General features: G+C 52.7%; 25 protein-coding genes. 4 read left to right on the forward strand and 21 right to left on the reverse strand.

Features of this window, described 5'->3' with window-relative positions:
- Window positions 1-32 precede the first annotated feature (32 nt).
- Complete coding sequence (locus ACN06F_RS10515) at window positions 33-2732, forward strand: ATP-binding protein (RefSeq protein ID WP_253485471.1); 2700 nt, start codon at window positions 33-35, stop codon at window positions 2730-2732.
- 32 nt (window positions 2733-2764) lie between these two features.
- Here ACN06F_RS10515 and acpS read toward each other — a convergent pair whose 3' ends face one another.
- The 12 genes from acpS to rpoE form a co-directional block, all read right to left on the reverse strand.
- The gene (acpS, locus tag ACN06F_RS10520; protein WP_038486891.1) at window positions 2765-3142 is read right to left on the reverse strand and encodes a holo-ACP synthase; all 378 of its coding nucleotides are present in this window, start codon (window positions 3140-3142) and stop codon (window positions 2765-2767) included.
- 1 nt (window position 3143) lies between these two features.
- Window positions 3144-3980 (reverse strand): pyridoxine 5'-phosphate synthase, encoded by an 837-nt coding sequence (gene pdxJ / locus ACN06F_RS10525; protein WP_433923879.1) that lies wholly within the window; start codon window positions 3978-3980, stop codon window positions 3144-3146.
- A 35-nt stretch (window positions 3981-4015) separates the two neighbouring features.
- Window positions 4016-4708, reverse strand: a complete 693-nt coding sequence (gene recO / locus ACN06F_RS10530; RefSeq protein WP_038485182.1) for a DNA repair protein RecO — start codon at window positions 4706-4708, stop codon at window positions 4016-4018.
- An 8-nt stretch (window positions 4709-4716) separates the two neighbouring features.
- On the reverse strand, window positions 4717-5616 hold the full coding sequence (gene era / locus ACN06F_RS10535) for a GTPase Era (RefSeq protein ID WP_433923880.1): 900 nt from the start codon (window positions 5614-5616) through the stop codon (window positions 4717-4719).
- The gene (gene rnc / locus ACN06F_RS10540; RefSeq protein WP_009722084.1) at window positions 5613-6305 is read right to left on the reverse strand and encodes a ribonuclease III; all 693 of its coding nucleotides are present in this window, start codon (window positions 6303-6305) and stop codon (window positions 5613-5615) included. The genes era and rnc overlap by 4 nt, the downstream gene beginning before the upstream one ends.
- 61 nt (window positions 6306-6366) lie before the next feature.
- Window positions 6367-7170 carry a signal peptidase I gene (lepB, locus tag ACN06F_RS10545; RefSeq protein WP_038485188.1) on the reverse strand — a complete coding sequence of 268 codons (804 nt, stop codon included), beginning with the start codon at window positions 7168-7170 and terminating at the stop codon, window positions 6367-6369.
- A 15-nt stretch (window positions 7171-7185) separates the two neighbouring features.
- Window positions 7186-9003: a translation elongation factor 4 gene (gene lepA / locus ACN06F_RS10550; RefSeq protein ID WP_433923881.1), complete on the reverse strand. Its 1818-nt coding sequence runs from the start codon at window positions 9001-9003 to the stop codon at window positions 7186-7188.
- Between the two features lie 191 nt (window positions 9004-9194).
- Window positions 9195-10613, reverse strand: a complete 1419-nt coding sequence (locus tag ACN06F_RS10555) for a DegQ family serine endoprotease (RefSeq protein WP_433923882.1) — start codon at window positions 10611-10613, stop codon at window positions 9195-9197.
- Between the two features lie 80 nt (window positions 10614-10693).
- Window positions 10694-11140: a SoxR reducing system RseC family protein gene (locus ACN06F_RS10560; RefSeq protein WP_245846638.1), complete on the reverse strand. Its 447-nt coding sequence runs from the start codon at window positions 11138-11140 to the stop codon at window positions 10694-10696.
- Between the two features lie 14 nt (window positions 11141-11154).
- Window positions 11155-12051, reverse strand: coding sequence for a MucB/RseB C-terminal domain-containing protein (locus ACN06F_RS10565; RefSeq protein WP_231657091.1), 897 nt, complete (start codon window positions 12049-12051; stop codon window positions 11155-11157).
- 116 nt (window positions 12052-12167) lie between these two features.
- Window positions 12168-12908 carry a sigma-E factor negative regulatory protein gene (locus tag ACN06F_RS10570; RefSeq protein ID WP_120386795.1) on the reverse strand — a complete coding sequence of 247 codons (741 nt, stop codon included), beginning with the start codon at window positions 12906-12908 and terminating at the stop codon, window positions 12168-12170.
- 296 nt (window positions 12909-13204) lie between these two features.
- Entirely contained in the window at window positions 13205-13804 is a 600-nt protein-coding gene (gene rpoE, locus ACN06F_RS10575; protein ID WP_038485199.1) for an RNA polymerase sigma factor RpoE, read from the reverse strand.
- Window positions 13805-14182: 378 nt separating this feature from the next.
- Here rpoE and ACN06F_RS10580 point away from each other — a divergent pair, with 378 nt between their 5' ends.
- A complete protein-coding gene (locus ACN06F_RS10580) occupies window positions 14183-15259 on the forward strand; it encodes a 3-deoxy-7-phosphoheptulonate synthase (RefSeq protein ID WP_038485201.1) in 1077 nt (358 codons plus the stop codon).
- Window positions 15260-15337: 78 nt separating this feature from the next.
- Here ACN06F_RS10580 and dinG read toward each other — a convergent pair whose 3' ends face one another.
- Entirely contained in the window at window positions 15338-17467 is a 2130-nt protein-coding gene (gene dinG / locus ACN06F_RS10585) for an ATP-dependent DNA helicase DinG (protein WP_038485204.1), read from the reverse strand.
- A gap of 5 nt (window positions 17468-17472) precedes the next feature.
- Window positions 17473-18747, reverse strand: coding sequence for an ATP-dependent RNA helicase RhlB (gene rhlB / locus ACN06F_RS10590; RefSeq protein ID WP_038485207.1), 1275 nt, complete (start codon window positions 18745-18747; stop codon window positions 17473-17475).
- A gap of 145 nt (window positions 18748-18892) precedes the next feature.
- Between rhlB and ACN06F_RS10595 the strand changes: the two genes are divergently transcribed.
- Entirely contained in the window at window positions 18893-19141 is a 249-nt protein-coding gene (locus ACN06F_RS10595) for a hypothetical protein (protein WP_038485210.1), read from the forward strand.
- The gene (gene xthA / locus ACN06F_RS10600; protein ID WP_095603123.1) at window positions 19141-19974 is read left to right on the forward strand and encodes an exodeoxyribonuclease III; all 834 of its coding nucleotides are present in this window, start codon (window positions 19141-19143) and stop codon (window positions 19972-19974) included. Before ACN06F_RS10595 ends, xthA begins: the two co-directional genes overlap by 1 nt.
- Before the next feature lie 69 nt (window positions 19975-20043).
- Here xthA and ACN06F_RS10605 read toward each other — a convergent pair whose 3' ends face one another.
- The 7 genes from ACN06F_RS10605 to ACN06F_RS10635 form a co-directional block, all read right to left on the reverse strand.
- Window positions 20044-21183, reverse strand: a complete 1140-nt coding sequence (locus ACN06F_RS10605) for a hypothetical protein (protein ID WP_370687183.1) — start codon at window positions 21181-21183, stop codon at window positions 20044-20046.
- A gap of 95 nt (window positions 21184-21278) precedes the next feature.
- Window positions 21279-22037, reverse strand: coding sequence for an energy transducer TonB (locus ACN06F_RS10610; protein WP_433923883.1), 759 nt, complete (start codon window positions 22035-22037; stop codon window positions 21279-21281).
- Entirely contained in the window at window positions 22034-22441 is a 408-nt protein-coding gene (locus ACN06F_RS10615) for an ExbD/TolR family protein (protein ID WP_038485222.1), read from the reverse strand. The genes ACN06F_RS10610 and ACN06F_RS10615 overlap by 4 nt, the downstream gene beginning before the upstream one ends.
- Window positions 22434-22976, reverse strand: coding sequence for a MotA/TolQ/ExbB proton channel family protein (locus tag ACN06F_RS10620; protein ID WP_089037770.1), 543 nt, complete (start codon window positions 22974-22976; stop codon window positions 22434-22436). The genes ACN06F_RS10615 and ACN06F_RS10620 overlap by 8 nt, the downstream gene beginning before the upstream one ends.
- Before the next feature lies 1 nt (window position 22977).
- Window positions 22978-24348 (reverse strand): MotA/TolQ/ExbB proton channel family protein, encoded by a 1371-nt coding sequence (locus ACN06F_RS10625; protein WP_433923884.1) that lies wholly within the window; start codon window positions 24346-24348, stop codon window positions 22978-22980.
- Window positions 24345-25127, reverse strand: a complete 783-nt coding sequence (locus ACN06F_RS10630) for a DUF3450 domain-containing protein (RefSeq protein WP_433923885.1) — start codon at window positions 25125-25127, stop codon at window positions 24345-24347. The genes ACN06F_RS10625 and ACN06F_RS10630 overlap by 4 nt, the downstream gene beginning before the upstream one ends.
- Before the next feature lie 278 nt (window positions 25128-25405).
- Window positions 25406-25816, reverse strand: coding sequence for an NUDIX hydrolase (locus tag ACN06F_RS10635; RefSeq protein ID WP_433923886.1), 411 nt, complete (start codon window positions 25814-25816; stop codon window positions 25406-25408).
- Window positions 25817-25873: the final 57 nt, after the last annotated feature.

Below are 25873 nucleotides of genomic sequence, written 5' to 3' on the forward strand. Positions count from 1 at the left end.
AGGCAACCTCATTGAATCAACGAGCTTCTCTCATGTCTTTAAACACGCGCTTACTCTTTGCGTTACTCGGATTTCCGCTTCTTGTCTATGCCGTCATGGCACTATTGTTGGTGATGCAAAGCGAGACCACCGGCCATGACATGCTAGAAGAGCGCTTAGTTAGCGCCGGTGAATTACTGGCACCAAGCCTGGGTAACGCCATGTTAGATGGCGACTTGCCTCGCTTAGAAGCCATTGCCAGACAGCTTCTGGAGCACAAAGGGTTACGTGCGGTGACGCTTTTCGACGAGCAAGGGAGTCGCTTATTGGTACTGGGATATTCGATACCTCCACCACCTCGCCTAAATGCCCCCAATGCTACGACACTCACCATGGATGAAGCTATTTGGCGTTTACAGGTACCTTTAACCACGTCTTACGGCCAACCATCTAATCTCGCTAATACTGGCTGGCTTGAAGCCGAAATGGACATACGCACGCTTAAACTGGAGCGCTATAAGCTCATTGCCAGTCTTAGCTTAGGCGGCATGCTGCTTGGGCTGCTGCTTTTTTTAGTCGCGTTTGCGATCAGCCGCTACGCTACTCGTCCAATTGAAGAGGCGAACCAAGCGCTTTATCGCCTATCCCGGGGGGACTACCGGCCTTATATGGTGGCTGCCCGCCCTACTGAGTTTCGGCAACTGGCAGAACATATCAATGGGTTAGCGGAACATTTCCGGCAAGCTCAGCATGATATGCAAAGCCAAATCGAGCAAGCGACCAGTGAACTACAAGAGTCCATGGAGACGATTGAAGAGCAAAATATCAAACTCGATCTTGCTCATCGAAGCGCTCTACGCGCGAATGCAGTGAAGTCCGAATTTCTGGCTAATATGAGCCACGAAATCCGCACCCCTTTAAATGGCATCATCGGTTTTTGCCGTTTATTAGGCCGCTCATCTCTCGACGCTCGGCAGAAAGAATGGCTAGAACACGTGCACCGTGCGTGCGATAACCTGTTGATGCTAGTCAATGATGTGTTGGACTTCTCGAAACTAGAAGCCGACCGGCTGACGTTAGAAGAAGTCGATATCGATCTTGTGTCGCTGATGGATGAAGTTGTTGGCCTTCATGCACCTGAAGCTCAACGCAAACGACTGCATTTAGTGGCGATGGTTTATGACGATGTGCCGTCAACGCTTCGCGGCGACCCGCTACGCATCCATCAAGTCCTCAATAATTTGACCAGCAATGCCCTGAAATTTACCCAGAAGGGAGAAATCATCATTCGTGCCATGCTGGACAGTCAGGAGGGCCAGCATGTCGTGCTGCGAATTAGCGTTAGTGACACAGGCATTGGCTTGAACGATAAACAACAAAAGCAGCTATTTAGTGCCTTTTCCCAGGCAGATCCTAGTCACTCCAGACAATTTGGCGGTAGTGGTTTAGGGCTGACGATTTGCAGGCAATTAGTTCAACGAATGGGCGGAGAGATTTCAGTTGATAGCGAGCCTGGAGAAGGTGCGACGTTCTCATTTACGTTGCCGCTACTTGCCGACATGACCAAGGAACGGCCGCAGGAACTCTCACTCGACGGCTCAATTGTTCGTTTACATGAGCCCCATCTACCCACTCGCAATGTGTTGGAACACTTAATGGAACGCTGGGGCGCAACTGCCGTCTCTTTTATTGAATCTGGCAACGAACAGCTGCTACTGCTGAGCCTAGATCATGATGACTTCATCGGTGAGCGAAAGACGTATTGGCAGTCAGTAATTGCTCAAGCGCCCTGCCCAACACTCATCCTTGCAAACGCCACTAGCTTTGAACTGCCTCACTGGGAGCTTCCTAATGGGGGGGATATACTGTGTAAACCATTTACCAGAACTCAATTGGTTGCCACGTTCAAACAACTATTAGAACCTGTCACAACCACTATTTCTGCCAACGCACAAACGATTAAAGCACTTCCTTCGTCAACATTCACGGTTCTGATCGTTGACGATAATGCGCCCAACCGCGAACTATTAAAAGCCATGCTCGAAAATGAGCATATCAACATTGTATTAGCTGCAAGCGGCCAGGAAGCGTTGGATTACGCACGCCAGAACGAAGCAGACATGGTGCTAATGGATATTCGTATGCCTGATATGGACGGTGTTCAAACCACCCAGGCTTTGCGGCGCATTAATAATAGCTGGGCGCGCTGCCCAATTATTGCCGTGACCGCACACGTGCTAAGCGATGAACGTCAGCAGTGGCTTGTGGAGGGTTTAGACGACGTATTGGTGAAGCCTATCAATGAAACTCAGCTGCAACAGCAGTTACAACGCTTCTTAGGTATTACGCTGCCAATCAGTCCGCTGTTACAGGCGACCCCAAAAGCCCCTGCTCTTGGATATACACCCGCCTCGTTATCCGTCATTGACCTTGAGCTGGGTACGCGACTAGCAGGCGGCAACCCCGAGTTCGCCAAACAGCAGCTAAAGCGACTGATCGATAGCCTAAGTGAATGCGAACAGCAAATTCGCAGCGCTTTCGAAGAAAACAACCTGACGGTCTTGCTCGATCATGTTCATGCGCTCAACGGTGCCAGCCGTTACTGCGGAGCACCCGAGCTCGCGCTAACGGTCGAAACGTTGGAGACACGTTTACGCACCGGGGGCTTGGAACAGGCTGAAAATTTACTTGATAAGCTGTATGCCGCCATCAAACGCCTCAGGGAGCAGCGAAGCACCTTGAATCAGCGCTAGTCCGTTAGCGCTCAAGTACTAACGTTCAAGTACTAACGTTCAAGTACCACAAATGCCACCGCGTAATCTGCTTCATCACTGAGCGTTATATGAGTAGCCGAGGCGCCGCTAGCTTGAAATAGACGAAGCGCCTCACCACTTAGCTGCAGGCTTGGCTTACCAAGTGAATCATTGAGAATCTGAATATCGCCCCATTGCATACCGCTTCTCAGGCCAAGCCCAAGCGCTTTAACATACGCTTCTTTCGCCGCAAAACGCTTTGCCAAATAGCTAGCGGGATGACCTTTTGTCTGCCACACAGCTTGCTCTTCAGGGCCTAAAATTCGCTGGGCAAAGCGTGGCCCATGACGCTTTACTGCCTTAGCAAAGCGCTCGACACGGGCGATATCCGATCCAATTCCGACAATCATCTTAGTGGCTACAGCAACCGTCATGCTTGTGTTCGTGCTCATGTTCATGCTCATGCTCATGTTCATGCTCATGAGCATCTAACGCCGCCATTAATCCAGCTTCCTGACCAGCAATGATCAAGCGTTTCATTTCTTGAATGGCGTCCTTCAACCCGACAAAAAGAGCTCGAGCAATAATGGCGTGACCAATATTGAGCTCATTAACACCCGGCAGCGCAGCAATCGCCTCAACGTTGTGGTAGTGCAAGCCATGCCCAGCATTAACCACTAAGCCAGCAGAAACAGCGTGAATGGCCGCTGTACTCAGGCGTTCATATTCAGCAATAGCAGCCGTACTGCCAGGTTTTGCTTCTGCATAGGCTCCGGTATGAAGTTCAATCGTTGGTGCCCCTGCACGAATGGCAGCATCAATTTGTGCGTTATCAGGATCGATGAACAAAGACACGTCGCAACCGGCTGCGCTTAAGCGTTGACAGGCATTGGCAATATGATCAAAACCACCCACAACGTCCAAACCACCTTCAGTGGTTAGCTCTTCACGCTTTTCTGGTACTAAACACACGTGCGCCGGGCGTATTTCCTCAGCCAGCACTAGCATTTCTTCAGTGACAGCCATCTCTAAATTCATGCGCGTATTAAGCACTTCTGCCAATAGGCGAACGTCTCTAGGCTGAATATGGCGACGATCTTCACGCAGGTGAACCGTGATGCCATCAGCGCCGGCTTCTTCTGCTAGCAGTGCCGCTTGAACAGGGTCAGGATAACGAGTACCGCGCGCTTGACGTAGCGTCGCAATGTGATCGATGTTAACGCCTAATAAAATCCTCGGAGGATGCATCACGTGTCTCCAATAAGTGATATCAAGATGCCCACCTAGCGCTGTCGGCGGCGGGCCAAATCGAGCATTAGTTCTCGGGAACGTAAAGCAGTCGCGCCCAAATGAGGCGCAAGTGCTGCCCGCATAACCGCTTTTAATGCACTTGCTAAGCCAACGGGCTGCCAATCGCCTTGATCAATATAGCGCAGCGTGCGGCCTTCGATGCCCTGCTCAGCAGGTACAAAAGCACGGCTTGCTGCATCAAATCGATAACGCGTTTGAGGATCGAGAGCACCGCCATCGTAGGTACAAAAACGCGGCGTTGCCTCAAGCGTCTCCAACAGCGCCCATTCAAAACGTCGCAGCGCCAAGGCGCGGTTTGCCGGTGTTGGCAATGCTTCTAAAAGCGCGCTATAAAATGCAAAAACCTCTGGCGCTGCAAGCTCCAAAGGCAGTAGACGCGTGGCTATTTCATTGGCATATAAGCCGCAGAGCAACCCTTCTCCGGCTAGCAGTGCCGTCTGGCCTCGCGACTCCATCAGCATTAATCGCTTTAGCTCACGCTCGCCGCGCCAAGACACAAACAAAGGGGTAAAGGGTTGCAGCCGTTGACGCGACTTAGAACCTGGCCGCTGCCCTCCATGGGCAACGGCGCGGATACGGCCATGGTTAAGGGTTAACAAATCCACCAGCGCACTGGTTTCACGGTAAGGCCTGCGATGCAGTAAAAACGCTGGCTCTGCCGACATGGAAGCACTCAATCGAGATCGTAGCCCAAGCTCTTTAATGCCCGCTCGTCATCAGACCAGCCGCGCTTCACTTTTACCCATAGATTGAGCATTACCTTGGTACCCAAGGCACGCTCCATATCTAGGCGGGCTTCGCGACCAATGCTTTTAATACGCTCGCCATTCTCACCGATCAAGATAACCTTTTGCCCCTGACGTTCGACCAGAATTAAGGCACTGATATGGGTCACACGCTCGGTTTCACGGAACTCTTCGATTTCCACGGTCATTTGATACGGCAGTTCATCACCAAGCTGACGCATGACTTTTTCACGCACCAACTCAGCCGCCATGAAGCGCAAGCTCTTGTCAGTGATTTGATCTTCTGGGAAAAAGTGAACGCTCTCTGGTAAGTATTTGGCAACTTCCTGTTCGAGCGTATCCACTTGGGTGCCATGCTTGGCAGAAATAGGTACAACCGCAGCAAACTCACGACGTGCACCTACTTCAGCTAACCAGGGTAACAAGTCACTTTTATCGTTTAAGCGATCTACCTTGTTGACCACTAGGATCACCGGTGCTTTCACGTGCTCAAGCCGCTTTAGCACGGCTTGATCTTCATCCGTCCAACGGGTGCGGTCGATAATAAACACCACACAGTCAACATCACGCAACGCCTGTGTTGCCGCTTGATTCATAAAGCGGTTGATCGCTTTATTGCGGTCTTTTGACATGATGTGCATGCCAGGCGTATCAACATAGATGAACTGTGTCTCTTCTACCGTCTTAATGCCCATTACCTGATGCCGCGTGGTTTGAGGGCGACGCGAAGTAATAGAGATCTTTTGCCCTAGAATCCGGTTCATGAGGGTTGATTTGCCTACGTTGGGCCGCCCAACGATGGCCACGAAGCCGCAGGTTTGACTCATGACTTGTCTCCAGGTGTTTTTTCAAGGTGGAATAGCGCTTCTTCAGCTGCCTGTTGTTCAGCATGGCGGCGGCTGGGACCTTTACCAGTGGTATGCTCGGTTAGCAAATCAATGTAGCACTCCACGGTAAAGGTCTGGGCATGCGCCTCCCCCTTTACAGAGACTACTTCATAGCGTGGCAACGCTGCCTGACGCGATTGCAAAAATTCTTGCAGACGTGTTTTGGGATCTTTTTGTGTATCTTGTAGCGAAATATTTTCAAGCCGCTCGGCGTACCATGCCAGCACACGTTGACGAACTACGTCCATGCCCGCATCTAAATAAATAGCGCCAATCACAGCTTCTACTGCATCAGCCAAAATGGATTCGCGGCGATGCCCGCCGCTCTTCATTTCTCCTGAACCAAGCCGTAAGCATTCGCCGAACTCCATTTCTCGAGCCAACTCAGCCAATGTCTGGCCTTTTACCAAACGCGCTCTAAGACGTGATAACTGTCCTTCCCTAGCCTGAGGGAAACGTTGAAAAAGCGCCTCAGCGATTACAAAATTGACGATAGAGTCACCCAGAAATTCCAGGCGCTCATTGTTACGACCACCGTAGCTACGATGGGTCATGGCCAGTTCCATCAGCGTTGGGTCACCGAAGGTATGGCCGATTCGTCGGCAAAAAGCGGTTAAGGAATTACTCACAGTGCTCCTACGTCGTTGACGTTAACTAATATGACAGCATTAACAATTTCTAAACTATTTTTCATTCAATACGCCGCACGCTGGTAAAGCTAGGCAAGCCACCGTCCCAATGCATCCAAACAGCAAATGCTCTTCCAACAATATTATCTTCAGGAACAAACCCCCAATAACGGCTATCGTTGGAGTGGTCACGATTATCACCCATCGTGAAATAGTGCCCATCCGGAACAACCACTTCACGCATCTGGGGGCCAGGATCACGGGGGTTATTATATATATAGTGGCTAATGCTACCTAATTGCTCTTCCAATAATAGTTGCTGTGGCGAAAGCGCGGGACCTTCTTCAATTAAAGTTTTATTGATGGGTTCACCGTTCACATACAGTTGCTTCCCCTCATAACGAATACGGTCGCCCGGCAACCCTACCACACGTTTAATAAAGTTGACCGACGGCTCTTCTGGAAAGCGGAACACCATCACGTCTCCGCGCTCAGGATCATCAACCTCTAAAAAACGGCTGTGCAGCACCGGTAATCGCAGGCCGTAGGCAAACTTATTCACCAAGATAAAGTCACCCACTTCAAGCGTCGGCTTCATTGATCCAGATGGAATTTGAAACGGCTCAACAATAAAGCTCCGTACGACAAGCACCACCAGCAGAACTGGAAAAAAAGAGCGGGAGTAATCAATCGGCCACGGTTCTTTTAGCAATGTCTCTCGCGTTGTTTCATCCAAGCCTTCCGTGGTAGCTGCTTCAGCAGTGGCTAATCGCTCACGCCGCTTAGGTCTAAACCAAAGCACATCTAGCAAATATACTGCCCCAGAAAGTGCAACGGCGATCACCAGTAGTAATGAAAAATCCATGTGGGGTAAGTATCCCTAGTCGTTTACCTTGAGCACAGCAAGGAAGGCATCCTGGGGAATTTCAACACGCCCCACCTGTTTCATCCGTTTCTTACCGGCCTTCTGTTTTTCCAATAGTTTCTTCTTACGGCTTACATCACCGCCGTAACATTTGGCCGTCACGTTTTTACGCAGCGCTTTGACTGTTGAACGCGCAACAACCTGGCCACCAATAGCGGCTTGAATAGCCACATCAAACATTTGCCGCGGAATCAGCTCTTTCATTTTTTCCACTAGCAAGCGACCACGGTTATGCGCATGGTCACGGTGGATAATGACGGCCAGTGCGTCAACTTTATCGCCGTTGATCAGCACGTCCAGGCGAACCAACTTAGCCGCTTCAAAACGTTCGAAGTTGTACTCAAGTGATGCATAACCACGAGAAATAGACTTCAAACGATCAAAGAAATCCATGACCACTTCTGACATGGGCAGCTCATAGGTTAACTGGATCTGATTACCCAGGAACTGCATATCTAATTGCGTACCGCGGCGCTGCTCACACTCAGCAATCACGTTACCAACATACTCCTGAGGAACCAGAATACTGGCGCGCACGATGGGTTCACGCATCTCATCAACGTCTGCCATATCAGGCAATTTCGAGGGGTTCGATACGTATTGAATCTCGCCGTTTTTCATGGCGAGCTCATACACCACTGTCGGCGCTGTAGTCAGCAGATCAAGATCATATTCACGCTCTAAGCGCTCTTGAATGATCTCCATATGCAGCGTACCCAGGAAGCCGACGCGGAAACCAAAGCCCAATGCATCCGAGTTTTCCGGCTCATACTCAAGAGAAGCATCATTGAGCGCAAGCTTCTCAAGCGCGTCACGAAAGTCTTCGTAGTCATCGGCACTAACCGGGAACATACCTGCATATACCTGCGGTTTCACTTTTTGGAAACCAGGCAAGCGGGGAACATCAGGGGTTTTGGTGTGGGTGATTGTATCGCCCACCGGTGCTCCGTGGATCTCCTTAATGCCAGCGACAATGAAGCCTACTTCACCAGCGCGCAGAATATTGGTCTCTTTGCGAAGCGGTGTAAAGATCCCTACCTCGGTGGCCCCCCAATCACGCCCTGTGGACTTGATGCGGATTTTGTCGCCTTTGCGCAATGTTCCGTCGAATAAGCGCACTAGAGAGACAACCCCAAGATAGTTATCGAACCAAGAGTCGATAATAAGCGCTTGCAAAGGTGCTTCTGGGTCACCCTTAGGAGGCGGAATATCCAGCACTAACCGCTCTAACAAGGCGTCGATGCCGATACCGCTTTTAGCCGACACTTGGCAGGCATCGGTGGCATCCAAACCGATAATTTCTTCGACTTCCTGTGCGACACGATCAGGGTCAGCCTGGGGCAAATCAATCTTGTTAAGTACGGGGAGTACTTCCAAGCCTTGTTCAATTGCAGTGTAACAGTTAGCAACCGATTGAGCCTCCACGCCTTGTGCGGCGTCTACCACCAACAGCGCCCCTTCACAGGCGTAAAGAGAACGCGACACCTCGTAAGAGAAGTCCACGTGCCCAGGCGTGTCAATGAAGTTGAGTTGATAGACTTCACCGTCTGCAGCCGTGTAGTCAAGCGTGACGGACTGCGCCTTGATGGTAATACCACGCTCGCGCTCAATATCCATGGAGTCGAGCACTTGCTCCTTAAGCTCTCGCTCGGTCAAACCGCCGCAGGTCTGAATCAAACGATCTGATAGCGTCGATTTACCATGATCGATATGCGCGATGATGGAGAAGTTGCGTATGTGCTTGAGCTTTCCGCTGGAAACGTCTTGAGACATCGAGTGTGTTCTGCCTTATGGGTGTGCAAGGTGTAGCTGGCTTTATAGAGCCAATATGCGCAGGCAATAAAGATTGCCGCACGACTACTTTGCCAATGTTCGTCAAAAAGATAAGCGCTATTGTAGCGATATGCGCGGGATAGGAACAGCAGTCCGGCGAGAACCGCCGGACTGGAGAGACAATCAGTGGATTACTCTAGACGTAATGCCACAAATAGCGAGCGTCCATCTCGATACAAGCGCAGTGGAATTGCACGATCATCTGGCAGTTCTTCAACAATTCTCAACAGCTCATCTGCCGAAGCAACGCTGCGATGGTCAATGCTGACTAATATATCGCCCACACGCAGCCCCGCTTGCGAGGCAACACTGTCGGGGTCAACCTGACGCACTTCCACGCCACCACCAATATTTAGGCGCTCACGGGTTGCCTCATCAACTTCTACCACAGCCACACCCAGACGAACCTGATTATTGCTGCTCGAACTATCGCTATGACCAGCTTCTGAATCAGGCCAGCTACCCAGTTCAAGCGTTTCGGTCACCTCTTCACCATCGCGCATCAGTGTTAAATCCACATCACTGCCAGGAGCAACGCGACCAATCAGACGCGGTAACGTGCTGGAACGATCAACCTCTTCACCGTTCACTGCAATAATGACATCCCCTGCTTGAAGACCACCTTGCGCCGCGGGCCCATCCGGATCTAGGTCAGCAATCAGCGCGCCAATGGCTTCCTCCATGCCAAACGACTCAGCAAGATCACGAGACACAGGCTGAATCATTACGCCTAACCATCCACGGTTCACGTGTCCGTCTTCACGTAGCTGGTCAGCCACGTCCATGGCGACATTAATGGGAATAGCAAAAGAGAGCCCCATGAAGCCACCGCTACGCGTAAGTATTTGTGAGTTAATACCGACGACTTCCCCTTCAAGGTTAAATAAGGGGCCACCGGAATTACCTGGATTAATGGCAACGTCGGTTTGGATAAAGGGTACATAAACATCACGAGGCAGCGTGCGGTTAATAGCACTCACAATGCCAGCAGATACAGAGTGGTCAAAACCAAAGGGTGAGCCTATGGCAGCCACCCACTCACCGACTTTTAACTCATCGGAGTCGCCCAGATCAAGCACTGGTAAATTGTTGGCATCCACCTTCAGTAGCGCAACATCTGTTTGCGTATCGCTACCCACTAGCTCTGCGGTTAGTTCTCGACGATCGTTTAATCGCACAAGAATTTCATCAGCATCTTGAACCACGTGAGCGTTCGTCAGCACGTAACCATCCGCACTAATGACGAAACCAGAACCAAGTGACTGACGCTCTTCACTGCGGTTTGGCCCTCGACTAGGGGGAGGCGTAGGAAAACTATCGCCAAAAAAGTGGCGGAATATTTCGGGGATATCCTGGCCACCGAACCCTTGAATAGAAGGCCCAGAGCTACGCTGAATCGTCCTGCTAGTAGAAATATTGACCACACCAGGGGCAGCGTCTTCTACCAATTTGGTAAAGTCTGGCAAGTTCTGCGCGTGGGCATTTTGCCCAACGAACAAAAATATAATAAAGCACAACCAAAGTGCGGAAGGAAAAACCAAGCGCTTCATGCAACAGCTCCTAATCAAGCAAAAGTACTAACCACGTACTAAACACAAGGGAGTGCAACTCTCAGCGAGTTACAGGAGTATTAACTGACCAGACGCGGGCGGAAGCGTTCCACTCGTCCGCGTAGTAGATATTTCAGGATGACGACAGAGCCAATTAACGTACTAAAAAATAGCATCGCACAAACCCCATCACTCGCCCCCATTCCTGACGCCGTACCCGTAATGATGATGGTAAATAGGAGAGGCAATGCATAAACGAGCAGCGCCAGAATACTTACATCACTTTTAGTAACGGTGAACGAAACTGAGCTACCTATTGGATAAAGGCTTGAATATTGCGAGGGCAAACCGCCCGGATCAATGACGGTGCGTGGTTGACGGCGAGCTAACAACCCTGCGCCACATCCACGCCCTTCAGCACACTGTTGGCAAGCGACATTGCTCGACACATCTACCACTAATCCTGCTCCAGAGTGAGCAATGACGGTGCCTGAGCGTACGATAGCATTGCAATCTATAGTGTTCACAACGATGTACCTGGTTATTCAAATTGCACTGACTGAACAATGCGCTGCAACAATTCAACGGGCAGCTCGCCGATGCCCACTAATTGCCAGCTCTGATCTCCGACATCAATCAACGACACAGCAGCATTAGATACACCGACTCGATGAAGACCTTCCTCCAACGCTGGCTGACTGGCGGGCGACACAAACACGCTCACCGCCGCTAATCCGTCGCTATACACACGCTGGCCGCTTTGCTGCCCTGGCTCCAATGGCTGCTCGACAAATCCTTCAGGCAGCCAAGTTGCTTGCCAAGGCTGGTCAAGCATCTGCTCATCGGTGGGTCTGGGCACTTCACCACTATAGGCGGTAGGAGAGCGAAGCTGGGTAACTTGGAAGGTTTCAAGGACACGGTCTTGAGCATCGCTAAGCACATGCTTAAGCAATAGTCCTGTCGCTTGATCGATCCACCAAGTATGTTGATATCGCTGGCTATCGATAGGCGAAAAGCGAAGCTCTACAGCATCACGCTCGGCGACTCGTGTTTCATCCTGAAGCGTTATGTCATAGTACTCGGCAACATGCTCTGCCCATGCTTCTGGTGCAGATACTGAGTCAGACTCGCCAGATGGAAACCAAGCTAAATGCCCAGCGATGGAACGGCGCTCAACGCTAACGGACGGACCATCCAAATGCTGCACAACTTGTTGGCGAACGCCATCTCGCACACGGTGGGAGAGCGCCAGCGTTCTAACCCCGATAGCATCAATAGAAACCGCACGCGCTTGAAACTCAAAGCAGTGCCCAGCATAGACACTAGCCACTAGCCACTCATGAGCAGTAGTGAAAGGGGCTTGGCTGGGAGCATCTGCGCAGGAAAGCGATGGGTAGCTATCAGCTTTCAAATGGAGAGGCAGTAAACAGGTGCTCAATACGCACAGGCCAACTGCAAGCCTACCTCTACCTCTCCCGTAAAGATATTTACCTATCACGTTTCCAGCCACGCGGGCCCTCACTTGGTTAAAAAAGTTGGCCAACGCACCTAATATTAACGTTGTCCTAAAGGCTCCGTTACTGAAGAAGAGCGCATTAATGGCATCCAGCTATCACCACTTCCACCGGCAGCACCCTGCGCGTGCTGTTCAAGGTACGTCTTAAGCAGGCGAATCTGGTCAGCATCAATAGCCAGTGTCTGCTGGGCCATATCCCCCTGGGGCGCATGGGGTGTTGAGAACCCAGCGTCGCTGACATTCATAAAGCCGCCTTGTCCAGACTGACCATTCACACGAAACGGCGTTCGTTCAAACATCGGCATTTCTGATGGCGTCATGGAAGCGGGTTGAGAAGCCGCGAGATTAACAGGCTGAACCTGCACACCACTGCCGGACTGGGCAGCAATGCTATCGCCTGCACTCTGCGCGCTACCTGACGTTGTGTTGCCGTTGTTAAAGAACTGCACCCCGGTAATCACCATCAGTGAAACGGCAGCCGCCACCCCGGCACCACGGGCAAAGGAAAGTCCACCAGAACGAGTGGGAATAACCACGGTGTCGTCTTCAAGGGCTGGAGCAGGTTCATCGCGCAATCGATCCATAATGCCAGCGGAAAGATCGATGCTCACATCAACATTTCTTTCACGCTGCATCATGCTGCGCGCCAAATGGTAGCGCCGCCATGTCTCTGCCGCATCAGAATCGTCAGGCAATGACTTCAACACTCGGCGCAATTCAAGCTCGTCACTTTCGCTATCCATCAATGCTGAAAGCGACTCCCGTGTGTTATGACTCATACTTCACACCCTCACACTGTGTTATTAGAAGCGCTGCGGTGGCACTGCTACCCAGTGTTTACCACCACAGCCACTCCACAGGCCAAGACCTCGTTTCAAATCGCCAATTCCTAAACGCTTAATTATCAGCAGATTAAACTGTTTGACTACTGAACATTGAACGTTCACTTGGCGCTTACTCGACCCAACTAAGATCGTCAGGTTTTATGACGCTTCACTTTCCAGACAGTTCACAAAAAATGTAAAAACGTAATCAAATGTGAATTTAAAGCTCTGCTCCTACAGCTCTCTGCCCCTTACTCATCACGACTATTCCGGGCCGTTGTCACTAATGGGCGTATATGCTCATCAACCGCCTCGCGGGCGCGAAAAATACGCGAACGCACGGTTCCTACGGGGCATTGCATCACTTGGGCAATATCCTCATACGCAAGACCATCCAGTTCACGCAGCGTGATCGCTGTGCGTAAATCATCTGGCAGATTTTCGATGGCTTCGTAAACGGCTGCTTCCAACTGATCCCGAGCAATCGATGCCTCTGGCGACTCTGCGTCAGCCAACCGTCCACTTTGGTCAACCATTTCAGCATCGACAATATCCAGATCACTGCCGGGCGGTCTACGCCCCCGAGACACTAAATGATTTTTGGCAGTGTTAATCGCGATACGGTACATCCATGTGTAAAACGCACTTTCCGACCGAAATTTCCCCAGTGCTCGATACGCTTTGATAAAGGCTTCTTGCGCCACGTCTTGTACTTCGGAGTGATCGTGAACATAACGTCCGATCAATCCAATAATTTTGTGCTGGTATTTTTTGACCAGTAGATCGAAAGCGCGTGTATCACCTTTTTGGGCACGTTCAACCAACTGCTGGTCTGTTTCACGAGTGCCCATTCACCCCCCCCTCCCGCTCGTACGACTTACGCCGAGCGTTATCTCTCTTCGCCCTTTCATGTGGGCCTTCACAGCAAGCAGCATAGTGTCCCTTGGGCATTAGTTAATCTTAATGATGACAGATAATAATGAATGATTCGCTAACCACATTCAGTGTAAAAAAGTATTCAATGGTACTTAGTGTTGCGCGTTCTTAGCGGGGCATCAAGCGCTTACACACACTCCCCCCCTCATTCCGCTCAACTTGACCCACAGCCCCCGCAAATCTTGACCATGACACTTTTCGTCTAGATCAAGTTCCGTAACAATTGATTTTTACCTGCCTGACACGCCATAGTAGAGCCACTTTTAGTCCATAGCGCACGCACAGGTAGCAAGATGTCAGATCAGCAGGTTAGTAATCTTAACGTCCTTGCACAGGATGTTCTCACCACCCCCGAAGCCCTTAAAGAGACTATTCCGCTGACAGAAGCTGCGGAACGCTCTGTTATTGAGGGCCGCCATACCATCCAAAACATCCTCGATGGTAAAGATCACCGGCTTCTCGTCGTTGTAGGTCCATGCTCCATCCATGATGTCGATGCCGCACTGGACTATGCCCGCCGCCTGCGTAAATTGGCAGATCAAGTGAGCGACAGCCTGTTCATTGTCATGCGCGTCTATTTCGAAAAACCCCGTACCACAGTAGGTTGGAAGGGGCTGATAAACGACCCTCATCTTAACGACTCTTTCGAAATTGATGAAGGCCTCCATATCGCGCGCAAGCTACTTGTCGATTTGGCTGAGCTTGGCCTGCCGCTCGCAACGGAAGCGTTAGACCCGATCTCCCCCCAGTATATGCAAGACTGCATTAGCTGGTCTGCGATCGGCGCACGCACTACAGAATCGCAAACCCATCGTGAAATGGCATCAGGGCTCTCCTGCCCAGTCGGCTTCAAAAACGGCACCGACGGCAGCCTCGACGTCGCTATCAATGCCCTGCAGTCTGTTGCCAGCCCGCATAACTTCCTGGGTATCAACAACGCAGGCCAAGTTGCGATTATCCGTACACGGGGTAACGCTTACGGCCACGTCGTGTTGCGCGGTGGTAATGGCAAGCCAAATTACGATAGCGTCAGCGTTGCTCTGGCTGAAAAAGAGCTTAAAAAAGCTGATCTTTCAGCCAACATTATGATCGACTGCTCTCACGCCAATTCTAACAAAGATGCTGGCCTACAGCCGCTGGTGCTCGAAAACGTCACCAACCAAATCCTAGAAGGCAACAAGTCCATCATTGGCCTGATGGTTGAATCAAACATTGGCTGGGGCAACCAGAAAGTTCCTGCCGATCTTAGCCAGCTAACGTATGGTGTTTCCATCACCGACGCCTGCATTGATTGGGACACAACGGTAGAAACCTTTACCCGCATGAACGACAAGCTTGCACCAGTGCTCGCCCAGCGTATCGCACAGTAAAAAACGGCTAGCAACGCTAGCCATAAGCGCCCCGCAAGGTAATTCGCCTTAGCGGGGCGTTTTTATTGCTACCTTTTATTACGGCATGATTTCTCGCTTGAACGGCGGCAGTGCATCTAGCAACGCCTGGCCATATCGACGCGTAATCACCCGGCGGTCCAACAGCGTAATGACACCGCGGTCGCTCTCCTTACGGATCAATCGCCCACAGGCCTGCACTAGCTTGATTGACGCATCTGGAACGCTAATCCGCATAAATGGGTTACCGCCCTGGCTTTCAATCCATTCGGCAAGCGTAGCCCCCACAGGATCATCTGGCACTGCGAATGGCAGCCGGGTAATCACCACATGGGTGAGATAGTCGCCAGGCAAGTCGATACCTTCAGCAAAACTAGCCAAGCCAAAAATGATGCTCCCATTGCCATCATCGACAGCCGCGCGATGACGCTCAAGCAATTCGTGCTTGGGTAACGCATCCTGCGCTAACACCCGCCCCTTAGCCGCCGCAGGCAAGGCTTTTTCCACTGCTCGCAATTGCGCCCGGGAAGAAAACAGCACCAGTGCAGCTTCGTCGTCTCCCAGTTGGGTCACGAAATTCACAATGGCGCTTTCATGGGCATCACGATCACTGGGATCGGTCGCCTCCTTAGGTACGCGCAGAATGGCATTGGCGTAATCAAAGGGGCTCGGCAACGCCTGATAGCGATAGCGGTTTGCTAGCCCAGCGCGCTCTTGGATTCGCTCAAAACGCCCCAGCGCGGTAAGTGTTGCTGACGTTACTACCGCGCCATGGCAGCGACCCCACAAATGTTTCGCAAGGGTATGCGCCGCGGATACGGGGCTTGCCGAAAACTCAATTTCCGGCTCTCCTGCCACACGACTAAGCGTAATCCAACGAGCACTGGGCGGCGCATTGGCAGCATCCTGCTCACTGAACGCTTGCCATAGTGAATGGGCATCAAGCGAACGCCCATGCAGCAGTGCAATCAGCGGCAACCACGTGTCGGCTTGATCCCTATCCAACCCTGTTTGCTTATCAGGGTCGAGGCTTTCGCGCAGGATATCGCTAATGCTCTCCAGACTGCGTGACAGCGTGGCGAACATAACCAGTAGTTGCTGAGCTTGTTCGCGAAGCGCTTCTGGTACCTGACCCTTTTCAAAACGAAGTTGATGATTAGCTTCTTCATCCGACAAGCCGTTTTCCCGCCCAGCCAGCTGGTGCCCCATGCTAAACACATCGCCCAAAGCGGGCTCTAAGCTATGCAGCAGCTCAGGTAGCCCAGCGAGCAAACGCGCAATCGTCGGCTGAACTGCTAACCCTTGATGCAGATCGGTTAGACTGCTTTTCAGTGTTTTTAACCAACGCAGGCAACCATGCACCGCAAAGCGATGGGCAAAGTGGGAAAGTGCCTTATCCGGCAGGTGGTGGCCTTCATCAAAGACAAAAATGCAGTCAGCGGGATCAGGTAGAATCGCCCCCCCCCCCAGTGCTAGGTCAGCAAGAACCAAGTCATGGTTGGCCACGATTATATCGGCATCTTCCAGATCACGCCGGGAACGGAAAAAGGCGCAGGCACCGAAATGACCACAACGACGCCCGGTGCACTGACGATGATCCACCGTAAGCTGTCGCCAATGACCGTCGTCGATCGACGCCGACCATGTATCGCGATCACCTGCCCACTCACCTTTTCCGTAGGCTTCGGCCAGATCCGTGGCTAATAGGGAAAAGTCACTGCTGTGGGATTGAAGTGACTGCTCAAACAGCGACAGTGTCGGGTTCGGCTCAGAGCCTTCTAACGCCTGATCAAGGCGCGCAACACATACGTATCTGCCACGCCCTTTTGCCAAGGCGTAACGAAAGGCAATACCGCTATGACTGGCAAGCGAAGGCAAGTCCTGATTAAGCACCTGCTCCTGCAGTGCCACCGTCGCGGTGGAAACAATCAATCGCTTTCCCTGCGCCTTAGCAATCGGCAATGCGGCAATCAGATAGGCAAGCGTTTTACCGGTTCCAGTACCCGCTTCCAGCACGCACACATGATTATCGTTTGTGCGCTTGCCTTCACTATCCTGCTCAATGCCACCTAGCGTACGAGCGATTTCTGCGATCATCAGACGCTGGCCGTAGCGTGGTGTCAGCTCAAGCTTTTCCACCACGCGACGATAGGCGTCTTGAATATCACTTTTCAGCGCATTATCGAGCATGCGCGTTACAGCATGCCTTCCGGCGGATGTTCGCAGGGCAGCTTACCGTTAATGTAGCGCTCAATTTCTGGTAGCGAGAACGCATCTTCTTCGCCAACAAAACTAATCGAGACGCCTTTGGCACCCGCACGACCGGTACGTCCAATGCGATGAACGTAATCTTCTGGGTCTTCCGGCAGCGTGTAGTTGATCACGTGGCTGACATCTTCAATATGAATACCACGCCCTGCGACATCCGTTGCCACCAGCACTTGGATTTCTCCCTCACGGAAGCTCTCCAAGGTTTTGATGCGCTGATTTTGTGGCACGTCACCAGACAGCATAGCAACACTGACGCCTGCTTTTTTCAGCAAATCATCTAGCTTGCGCACGAGATCACGACGGTTACCAAACACCATCACGCGCTCGAAGCTCTCCTGCGTCAGCAGGTTAACCAACAGTCGCTGCTTGTCGTCATCAGAGACTAGATAAACACGCTGATCGATATCTGCCTGGTTCTCAACGGTGACTTCAATCTCTACATGAGCAGGATCGAGCGTCCATTGACTCGCTAGGCTTAAGATATCGTCGGTGAAGGTTGCCGAGAACAGAAACGTCTGGCGCTCCTCTTTCTTAGGCGTATAGCGAATAATACGTTTCACATCGGGAATAAAGCCCATGGAAAGCATGCGATCCGCTTCATCCAATACCAACACCTCAACTTCGGAGAGGTCAATATCGCGCTTCTGGTGGAAATCCAGCAAGCGACCGGGTGTTGCCACCAGGATATCGATCTTCTTACCCAAGCTGTCGCGCTGCTTTTGATAGTCCATACCGCCGACAACACTGGCCACATTGAGCTGCGTGAAGCGAGCAAGCGCTTTAGCATCTTTTTCAATTTGCAGTGCCAGCTCCCGGGTAGGCGCAATAATCAACGCACGGGGTGCGCCTTGTTTTTGGCCATCAGGGGTCGGCTCTTCCAGAAAATAAGCCATTACCGAGATCAAAAAGGCGGCGGTTTTTCCGGTGCCTGTTTGCGCCTTGCCGACAATATCGCCACCCAGCAACGTGTGACGCAGTGCCTCTGACTGAATAGGCGTGCAGTACTCAAACCCTTGGGCATGAATGGCACGCATTAAAGGCAGCGGTAAATCAAAGTCATGGAAGCGCCACTTGCCGGCAACGGCGGGCACCTGAAACTGACGAAGATCCCAGTTCGATTGACGACGACGCGGCTTCCGACGGCGGCGTTTAGGCTTGCGGTTCTGGGCCGATGCTGTGGTCTGTTCCGACTCGCTCATAGGCTGTGTATCTGTCCATTGCTGTGGATGTTAGGCATCACGAAGTGCGCATTGTACCAGGGGTTGGCGATAAGAGCGCGTCCTGCTGTCGAAGGAGTGCGCTTGCCTGTTAGAATGAGGCATAAATTAACCCAAGGAGCGCGACATGACGCGTAAGAAAAAAACTCGTTCGCTAGCGGATAAGGTAACTATCCGCACTGGTCGCCGCAAAGATTACAAAAAATGGCGCCATGACAACCCTGACCAAGTGGCTCCTTCACGCCGCTTTGTGGCTAAGAAGCAGCAACAACGCAAGCTTCAAGCGGTGCGTAAACTGGCACGCCAGCAAGACGGACAGAATATTGCCATCCATCCTGATAAAGAAGGAGACAACCCTTCAGGAGATCGTTCGTAATGCGTTTGGTCTCGTTTAATATCAATGGCATTCGGGCACGGCTTCATCAGCTTCAAGCGCTGATTGATACGCAGCAGCCAGACGTCATTGGCCTACAGGAAACCAAAGTACACGACAGCGAGTTTCCTCTGGCTGACGTTGAAGCCATGGGCTATCACGTTTTTTATTACGGTCAAAAAGGCCATTACGGGGTTGCCTTAATGTGTCGGCAAAAACCCCAAGCGGTATTTTATGGCTTCCCTGATGATGAGGAAGACGCCCAACGCCGGATGATTGGCGTACGGTTACTAGCCGATAATGGTGAACCGGTCACTGTTTGGAATGGCTACTTCCCCCAGGGTGAAAACGTTGAACACCCAACTAAATTCCCTCATAAAGCGCGCTTCTATCAGCAGTTGGCAAGCCTGCTACAAAACCAGCACCATCCTGAAGAACAGCTGGCGATTATGGGAGATTTCAACATATCGCCGGAAGATCAGGATATTGGTATTGGCGAACCAAGCCGCAAACGCTGGTTGCGCGAGGGCAAAGCCAGCTTTCAGCCTATCGAACGAGAATGGCTTGAAGGTATAAAAGCGTGGGGCCTTAGCGACAGCTATCGGCTGTGCCACCCAGATAACAGTGAGTGGTTCAGCTGGTTTGACTATCGCTCAAAAGGTTTTGACCGCGAGCCAAAACGCGGCCTGCGCATTGACTACATTCTGGTGTCTAAACCGCTTGCCGAATGCGTCACCGGTGCAGGCATTGATTATGAACTGCGCAGCATGGAGCGGCCTTCCGATCACGCTCCTACCTGGAGTGATTTTGCGCTGACGCTTTCACAGACAGACTAAGCACAAACAAGCCAAACACACATACGCCCCTTACGTTATTCGAGGGGCGTCTACCGAGGGCTTGTCACTTCACTCTTCAAAATTCGCCAACCACTGCTCTGCCTGATCATCACCCAGATTCGCCGCCTTGATAAGCGCTCCCTCCGCCTGATCATCTTGCCCCCAGCGATAAGCCAGCTGTCCATACTGCCGCCAGTCTTCCGCTTGCTGAGTATTCTCAGCAAGTGCTCTCCAAGCGCTTAACGCCTTATCAACATGCCTCGCCTGCTGCCACGCCCCCGCCAGCAGCCGCAACGTTTCTTCATCACGCGCCAACACACCTTCTTGAATAGCCACTTCCAAGTGTTCACCTGCCCTAGCTGGCGTACCCCCCGCTAAATGCAGACGAATTAACGTTAAGCGATCTTCGACCGTGGTGAACTTCCCCAGCTGCCACGCCATCTCCCACACGCCAGCCGCCACACCGGCCTGCCCTGCTTGCTGGGCAAGCCCTGCCGCCTGACGCCAAGCATCAGGCTCGCTCTGCGCATTCAAATCACCCACTAGCCAACCTAGAGCTTGCTCGTTTTGTCCCGCATTGCGTAACACCACCGTGGTTAGTGCCTGCTGCGCATCAGTCAATCCGCCTTTTTGCAGTAGCGGGGACAACCATTCAGCGGCGTCTTCCCAGCGCTCCTCTTCCGCTAATAAGCGAACGAGTCGCCACGCAGATTCATCGTAGTGCGGATTGCCCTTGGACTGGGTTAGCCACTGCTCATATAGCGTGATAGCTTCAGTGCTCTGGTTACCTGCACGACGTAGCGACGCCTCATCACGCAGCCAGCGCAGAATTTGGCTGCTAGGCACGCTAGGGCGCTGTCGTGCGCTGGCTAACTCATCAGCTGCCGCAACGTGATCACCTTGACGCACCAACGCACTCGCGGCGAGTTGATGATAGAGCGCACTCGCCCACTGGTCCGCACGATTGCCGCCAGCGAGGCGCTCTGCCTGGGATCGCGCATGTCGCGTAATACGGTTGAGCACATCGCTATCAGCCTCGCCGCTGGGCTGCTCAGCTAATTGGCTTTGCAACCCATTAAGATCGCGAACAATATCACCCGGCAGCGGTTCGTTCGCGTGCGCCATGACGCTTAGCGCGCTTAATACGGCGATTCCCACCCAACGCTGCATACTCTTTCCTCGACTGGCATTTTCAATGGACTGACTCAACGAACCATTCCAACAAACCATTCCAACAAACCATTTCAACGAACTATTCCAACGAGCTATTCCAACGAGCTGTTCCAACGGACTAACTCAACGGGCTATCTCAACTGGAATTCAATACGCTGCGTGGCGCGACGAAGCTGCTGACCGGGTTCGAACTGCCAGCGCGCGATCGCTTCGCGGGCTGCGTCTTCAAACACTCGCCTCGGCTGTGCCCGCGTCACGCGAATCGTGCCGTTATCGACACTACCATCTCGGCGAATAACAAACTCCACCTCAACAAAGCCCTCCATGCCCCGCCGCTGAGCACGCGGCGGATAAGAAGGGTTCACGCGACTGGTCGGGGCAACTTGCCCGACACTGACAGGCTCATTCGATGGCGCGGGCTCTGCCACTGGCGCGGCCTCACGCTGCGCTGTCGAAGGCGCTGCCGCTTCTGCTGGCTGTGGTGGCGCAGGGTCAGGTTGCGGCGCTGGTCGTGGAGACGGCTTCGGCGTGGGTTGCGGGGTGGGTTCGGGGGTAATTTCAGTCAGCTCTGGTAACTCACTCTCCAGCTCAACCGGTTCCACTGGCTCGTCAGGAAGCTCTACCTCAGGTAGCGCAATCGTACTCTCAGCGATAGGTGCCGGCGCTGGCATAGGCATCGGCGGCGGTGTTACTGGCGCTGCCTCTGAAGGCGCAGGCGGCGGCGCTTCCTGCTCTGGCGCCATCTCTGGCGCTTCTATCATAGTCATCGACATTGACATTATAGGTTCTTCTGGCGAGCGCTCCGGGGGCGCCACCAGTAGCGCCAACATCCAAAACAAGCCAACGGCTAAGGCAATGCCACCCAGTATCGAGAGGACATGACGAATCATGGTGCACTCCGGCTCGCTGCCACGGCGATCTGGTCAACCCCCGCCTGCTTGAGGCGATCCATCACTTCAATCAACAAGCCAGTCGTGGATTCCCGATCGGCCTGGATAACAACGGAGCCATCATCACTCAACATGCCGGCGACCTGCTGGCCAATACGATGCACATCAACTGGCTTTCCATCGACCCAAACAGCCCCCTCCGGCGTCACAGCAATCAGTACCTGTGCGTCGGGGCGCGGGCTTGCCGCTGCCGCTTCGGGGCGTTCAATCTCAACACCGCTCTCTTTAATGAAACTGGTCGTCACAATAAAGAAGATCAGCATGATAAAGACAACGTCCAGCATCGGCGTTAGGTTAACTTCATTACTATCAGCCGTGGTGTCTATGGAACGGCGTCTACGCATCATTCTCCTCCAAGGCACGGGCTAAGCGGTCGTGTAACCGCTGGTCTTCGCGACGAATCACGTGCTCTAAACGACTAATAAACAGCAACCCCACCACAGCAATTGCCATGCCGGTTAGCGTGGGCAGCGTGGCACGGGCAACACCGTCGGCCATGGCCCGCGCCTGATGAGTATCACTAAGAGAAAGGCTATCGAACACGGTAATCATACCGGTGACAGTACCCAGCAAGCCTAGCAGTGGGCATAACGCTACAAGCAGTTTGATCCAGGGCAACGGGCGGCGTAGCTTAGCAACCAGCGCCTCTGTCCAGACATTGCGTAGCGTGCGTGCACTCCAGCTACGGTGATCACTGCGTGCCGCCCAGCGACGAATCAGTTGGCGACGGGCACGCCGCCAACTAAAGCGGTAATACCACCAGCGCTCAATTGCCATCCCAAACACCAGCACGGCAACGAATGCCAGCACCACTAAAACGGCACCACCGGCATCAAGCAGCCGCTCAACGGGCTCAAGCCAAAGAGGTAACGTGGGCATATTAGGTCACCGCTTGCGCATTAGCCGTCGACTGCGCTTCAAGATGATCAGCTAAGGTGGCACTTGCTTCACCTTCAATGGCTTGGGTAATCAAGCGACTCCGACTCGCCAAGGCCGTCTGAGCAAATAGCAGCGGCACTGCTGTCACAAGCCCCAGCACCGTTGTCACCAGCGCCTGACTGATACCACCCGCCATTAGCTGCGGGTCGCCGGTACCGAACACGGTAATTGCCTGGAAGGTGACAATCATGCCGGTCACAGTACCCAGCAGACCCAGTAGCGGCGCAATGGCTGCCAACAGCTTAACAATCGGCTGGCCACGCTCGATACGCGGTAGTTCAGCCAACACCGCCTCATCCAACCTCGCTTCCAGTGCTTCCGGTGCTTGGTGCTTATCCATCTCCTGGAAACGCTGGAGCACGCGACCCAGCGGGTTATTAGCATTCGGTTGATCCAGCGCTTTACGCTGGCGGTGCAGCCGTGCACTGACGACGACCAGGTAAAGGTACTGCGCCAATGCCACTAATAGACCAAAGCCACCCAGCGCTACCACTACGTAACCGACATAACCGCCCTGCTGGAATCGCTCCCAGAGACTTGGCTGCTGAGCAAGAGCTTGCAACACGCTACCTTGGGTAGGATCAATGGCAAATACGCGGCTTTCACCTTGATGATAGGCCGCCAGCACATCACTGATTTCAGCAGGAGTATGCGGCACTTCAGCCAAGCCACCATCATCCTGGCCTTTCCTGAGCAACGCTGTGTCAGTAAACGCTGCAAAATCACCCAAGCGCACAACGCTTCTCGATTCAATCTCGCCACTGGCATCGGCCACCGGTAATTCAAGGCGCTCGGCACGCCCAGTGCTCAGCGTTAGCGTCGCTAAACTGTCCACGACAGTTTCGATTTGTTGACGCTCCAGCACCTCGATCTCATTGAGACGCGGTGGTAACGCATTAGCATCTAGCGTCAGCCAGCTATCACCGCCTAGTTCGTTACGCACCTCTTCGCTGTGCCGTGACAGATCCGCCAGTAGCGAGGTGAGCGCTTCGCCCTGCTCTGCCTGGCGCGCGGCCAGCGTTTGAGCCTGCTGCGCTTGTTCCTGCTGTTGCGCAGCTAATGCTGCTTGCTGTTCTTCTGCAGCTTGATGCTCAGCCCGCGCCTCTGCTAACGCTTCATCCAGTGCCTCTTGATCTTCAAGGAACGACTGCAAGCGCGCTTGGTCACGCGCCTCAGCGGCTTCGCGAGCTTCACGTAACGAACCAACTCTGTCAGTTTGCGCCATTGCCATACTGCCGCCCAGAAGGCTTGCCAGTAATGCAAAACAGATTATGCTTCTGCGCGCGCCTCGCTGGCGTGTTAACAGACTCATTGCTGGCCCCCTGCGTGGTCGTTAGCAATAATGGAAAGCGGTAGGCGCAGCAGCTCTGGCGTGCGCTGATCGTCAGCAATACGTAGACCGTTACGCACCTCGCGGCGGACGCTTTCATCAAGTGGCTGCCACTCACCGCTCGCCTTATCCCACATACCCCCTTCTCGACCATCAGGGGTTAGGTAATAAAAGCCGATTCGGCCAATGCGCAAATATTCCACTTCACGCGGATTACCTTCTGCTAATTGCAAACGACCACGCCAGCTATCCACTTCACGGCCATACGACAATTCAGCACGCCAAGCTTCCAGCAAATTGGCAATGCGCGCCGCACTTTCTGAAGGCTGCTGCTCAGTGGGTTGAACACGCGCCAAACGCTCGGCTTTCAGAAACGGCAGGTCAGACTCGATCCAACTGATTAGCTGCTCTGTCATATCCTGCTCAACAGCAGGCAGCGCGGCGCGCGTGTCGCTTAACGTATCGAGCGCCTGACCAAGGCGCTGCTGGCGCTCGGCTTCACTGGCCAGGCGGCCACTTAAAGCAGCATTGGATGCTTCCATCTGGCGGGTTTCCCGCTCTAGGCGGCGTAGCTCTTCAATCGCTGAACGCGTGGCGTCATCAGCCTCATCAATTTGCTGCTGAAGTGCGGACTGCGCTTGCTGGGCCTCGACACTCTGGGCCGCTTGATCGACTGTCTCATCACTTGCCATTAGCGTACCGCTGACCAGCACTCCGGCAAGCCAGCCTCCATGCAAGGCAAAGAAAGGCCTTTTCAGCACGTTACGTCTCCGTTACTGATTAGCACGTCGCCATTAACGGCGCGCTAGAAACTCATTAGGTATAATGAACGATTTGCGTTTCGTTTAAGCAGTGCATAGCCTAACACTAATAGAATAAATGACAATATTTATCATTAGCATTCAATAGTGCTTCGCTGCAGACCGTCACTCCAGCATAAAAAAGGGCGCCAAGTGGCGCCCTTCAGTAAAGACATAGGGTTTGTAAAAATACTGGTTCAGTAAAAACACAGGGGCAGTAAAATACAGGGAAAGCGCTTCTAAGCAGCAACCACAACATGCTGCTTGGTCAGCGGTGCCAACGGCAGCTTTAATGCCTCTTCGCGGGTTACCCAAACCGTTTCAGCAATCTCCGCCCCAGCATGGACAGGCTGATCAATCACCAGACTGAACAACTGCGCTTCAATCACGGTGTCTGGCTCATTGGCTGCTAAAGCACGCTGCATGCCCAAAGGAAGTAACTGATCACTTGCTATACGTAAGCCAACTTCTTCCTCTAACTCACGGCAGAGTGCCGCTATGGCTTCCTCTCCCTGCTCAATTTTACCGCCTGGTTGCATAAAAAATCGCGTGCCCTGCTTGCGTACTAGTAGCAAGCGCCCTGAAGAGTCGCTCACGACTGCCGCTGCTATTTTCAGCAAATTCTGCGCCTTATCACTATTGCCCGACACTGCTCCCTCCTTGCCTCATCAAGCTATCAACGACGTTGAAAAGCCGCCGATGGTAAG

The organism is Vreelandella sp. 21 (assembly GCF_050995515.1).
Taxonomy (GTDB): Bacteria; Pseudomonadota; Gammaproteobacteria; order Pseudomonadales; family Halomonadaceae; genus Vreelandella; species Vreelandella alkaliphila.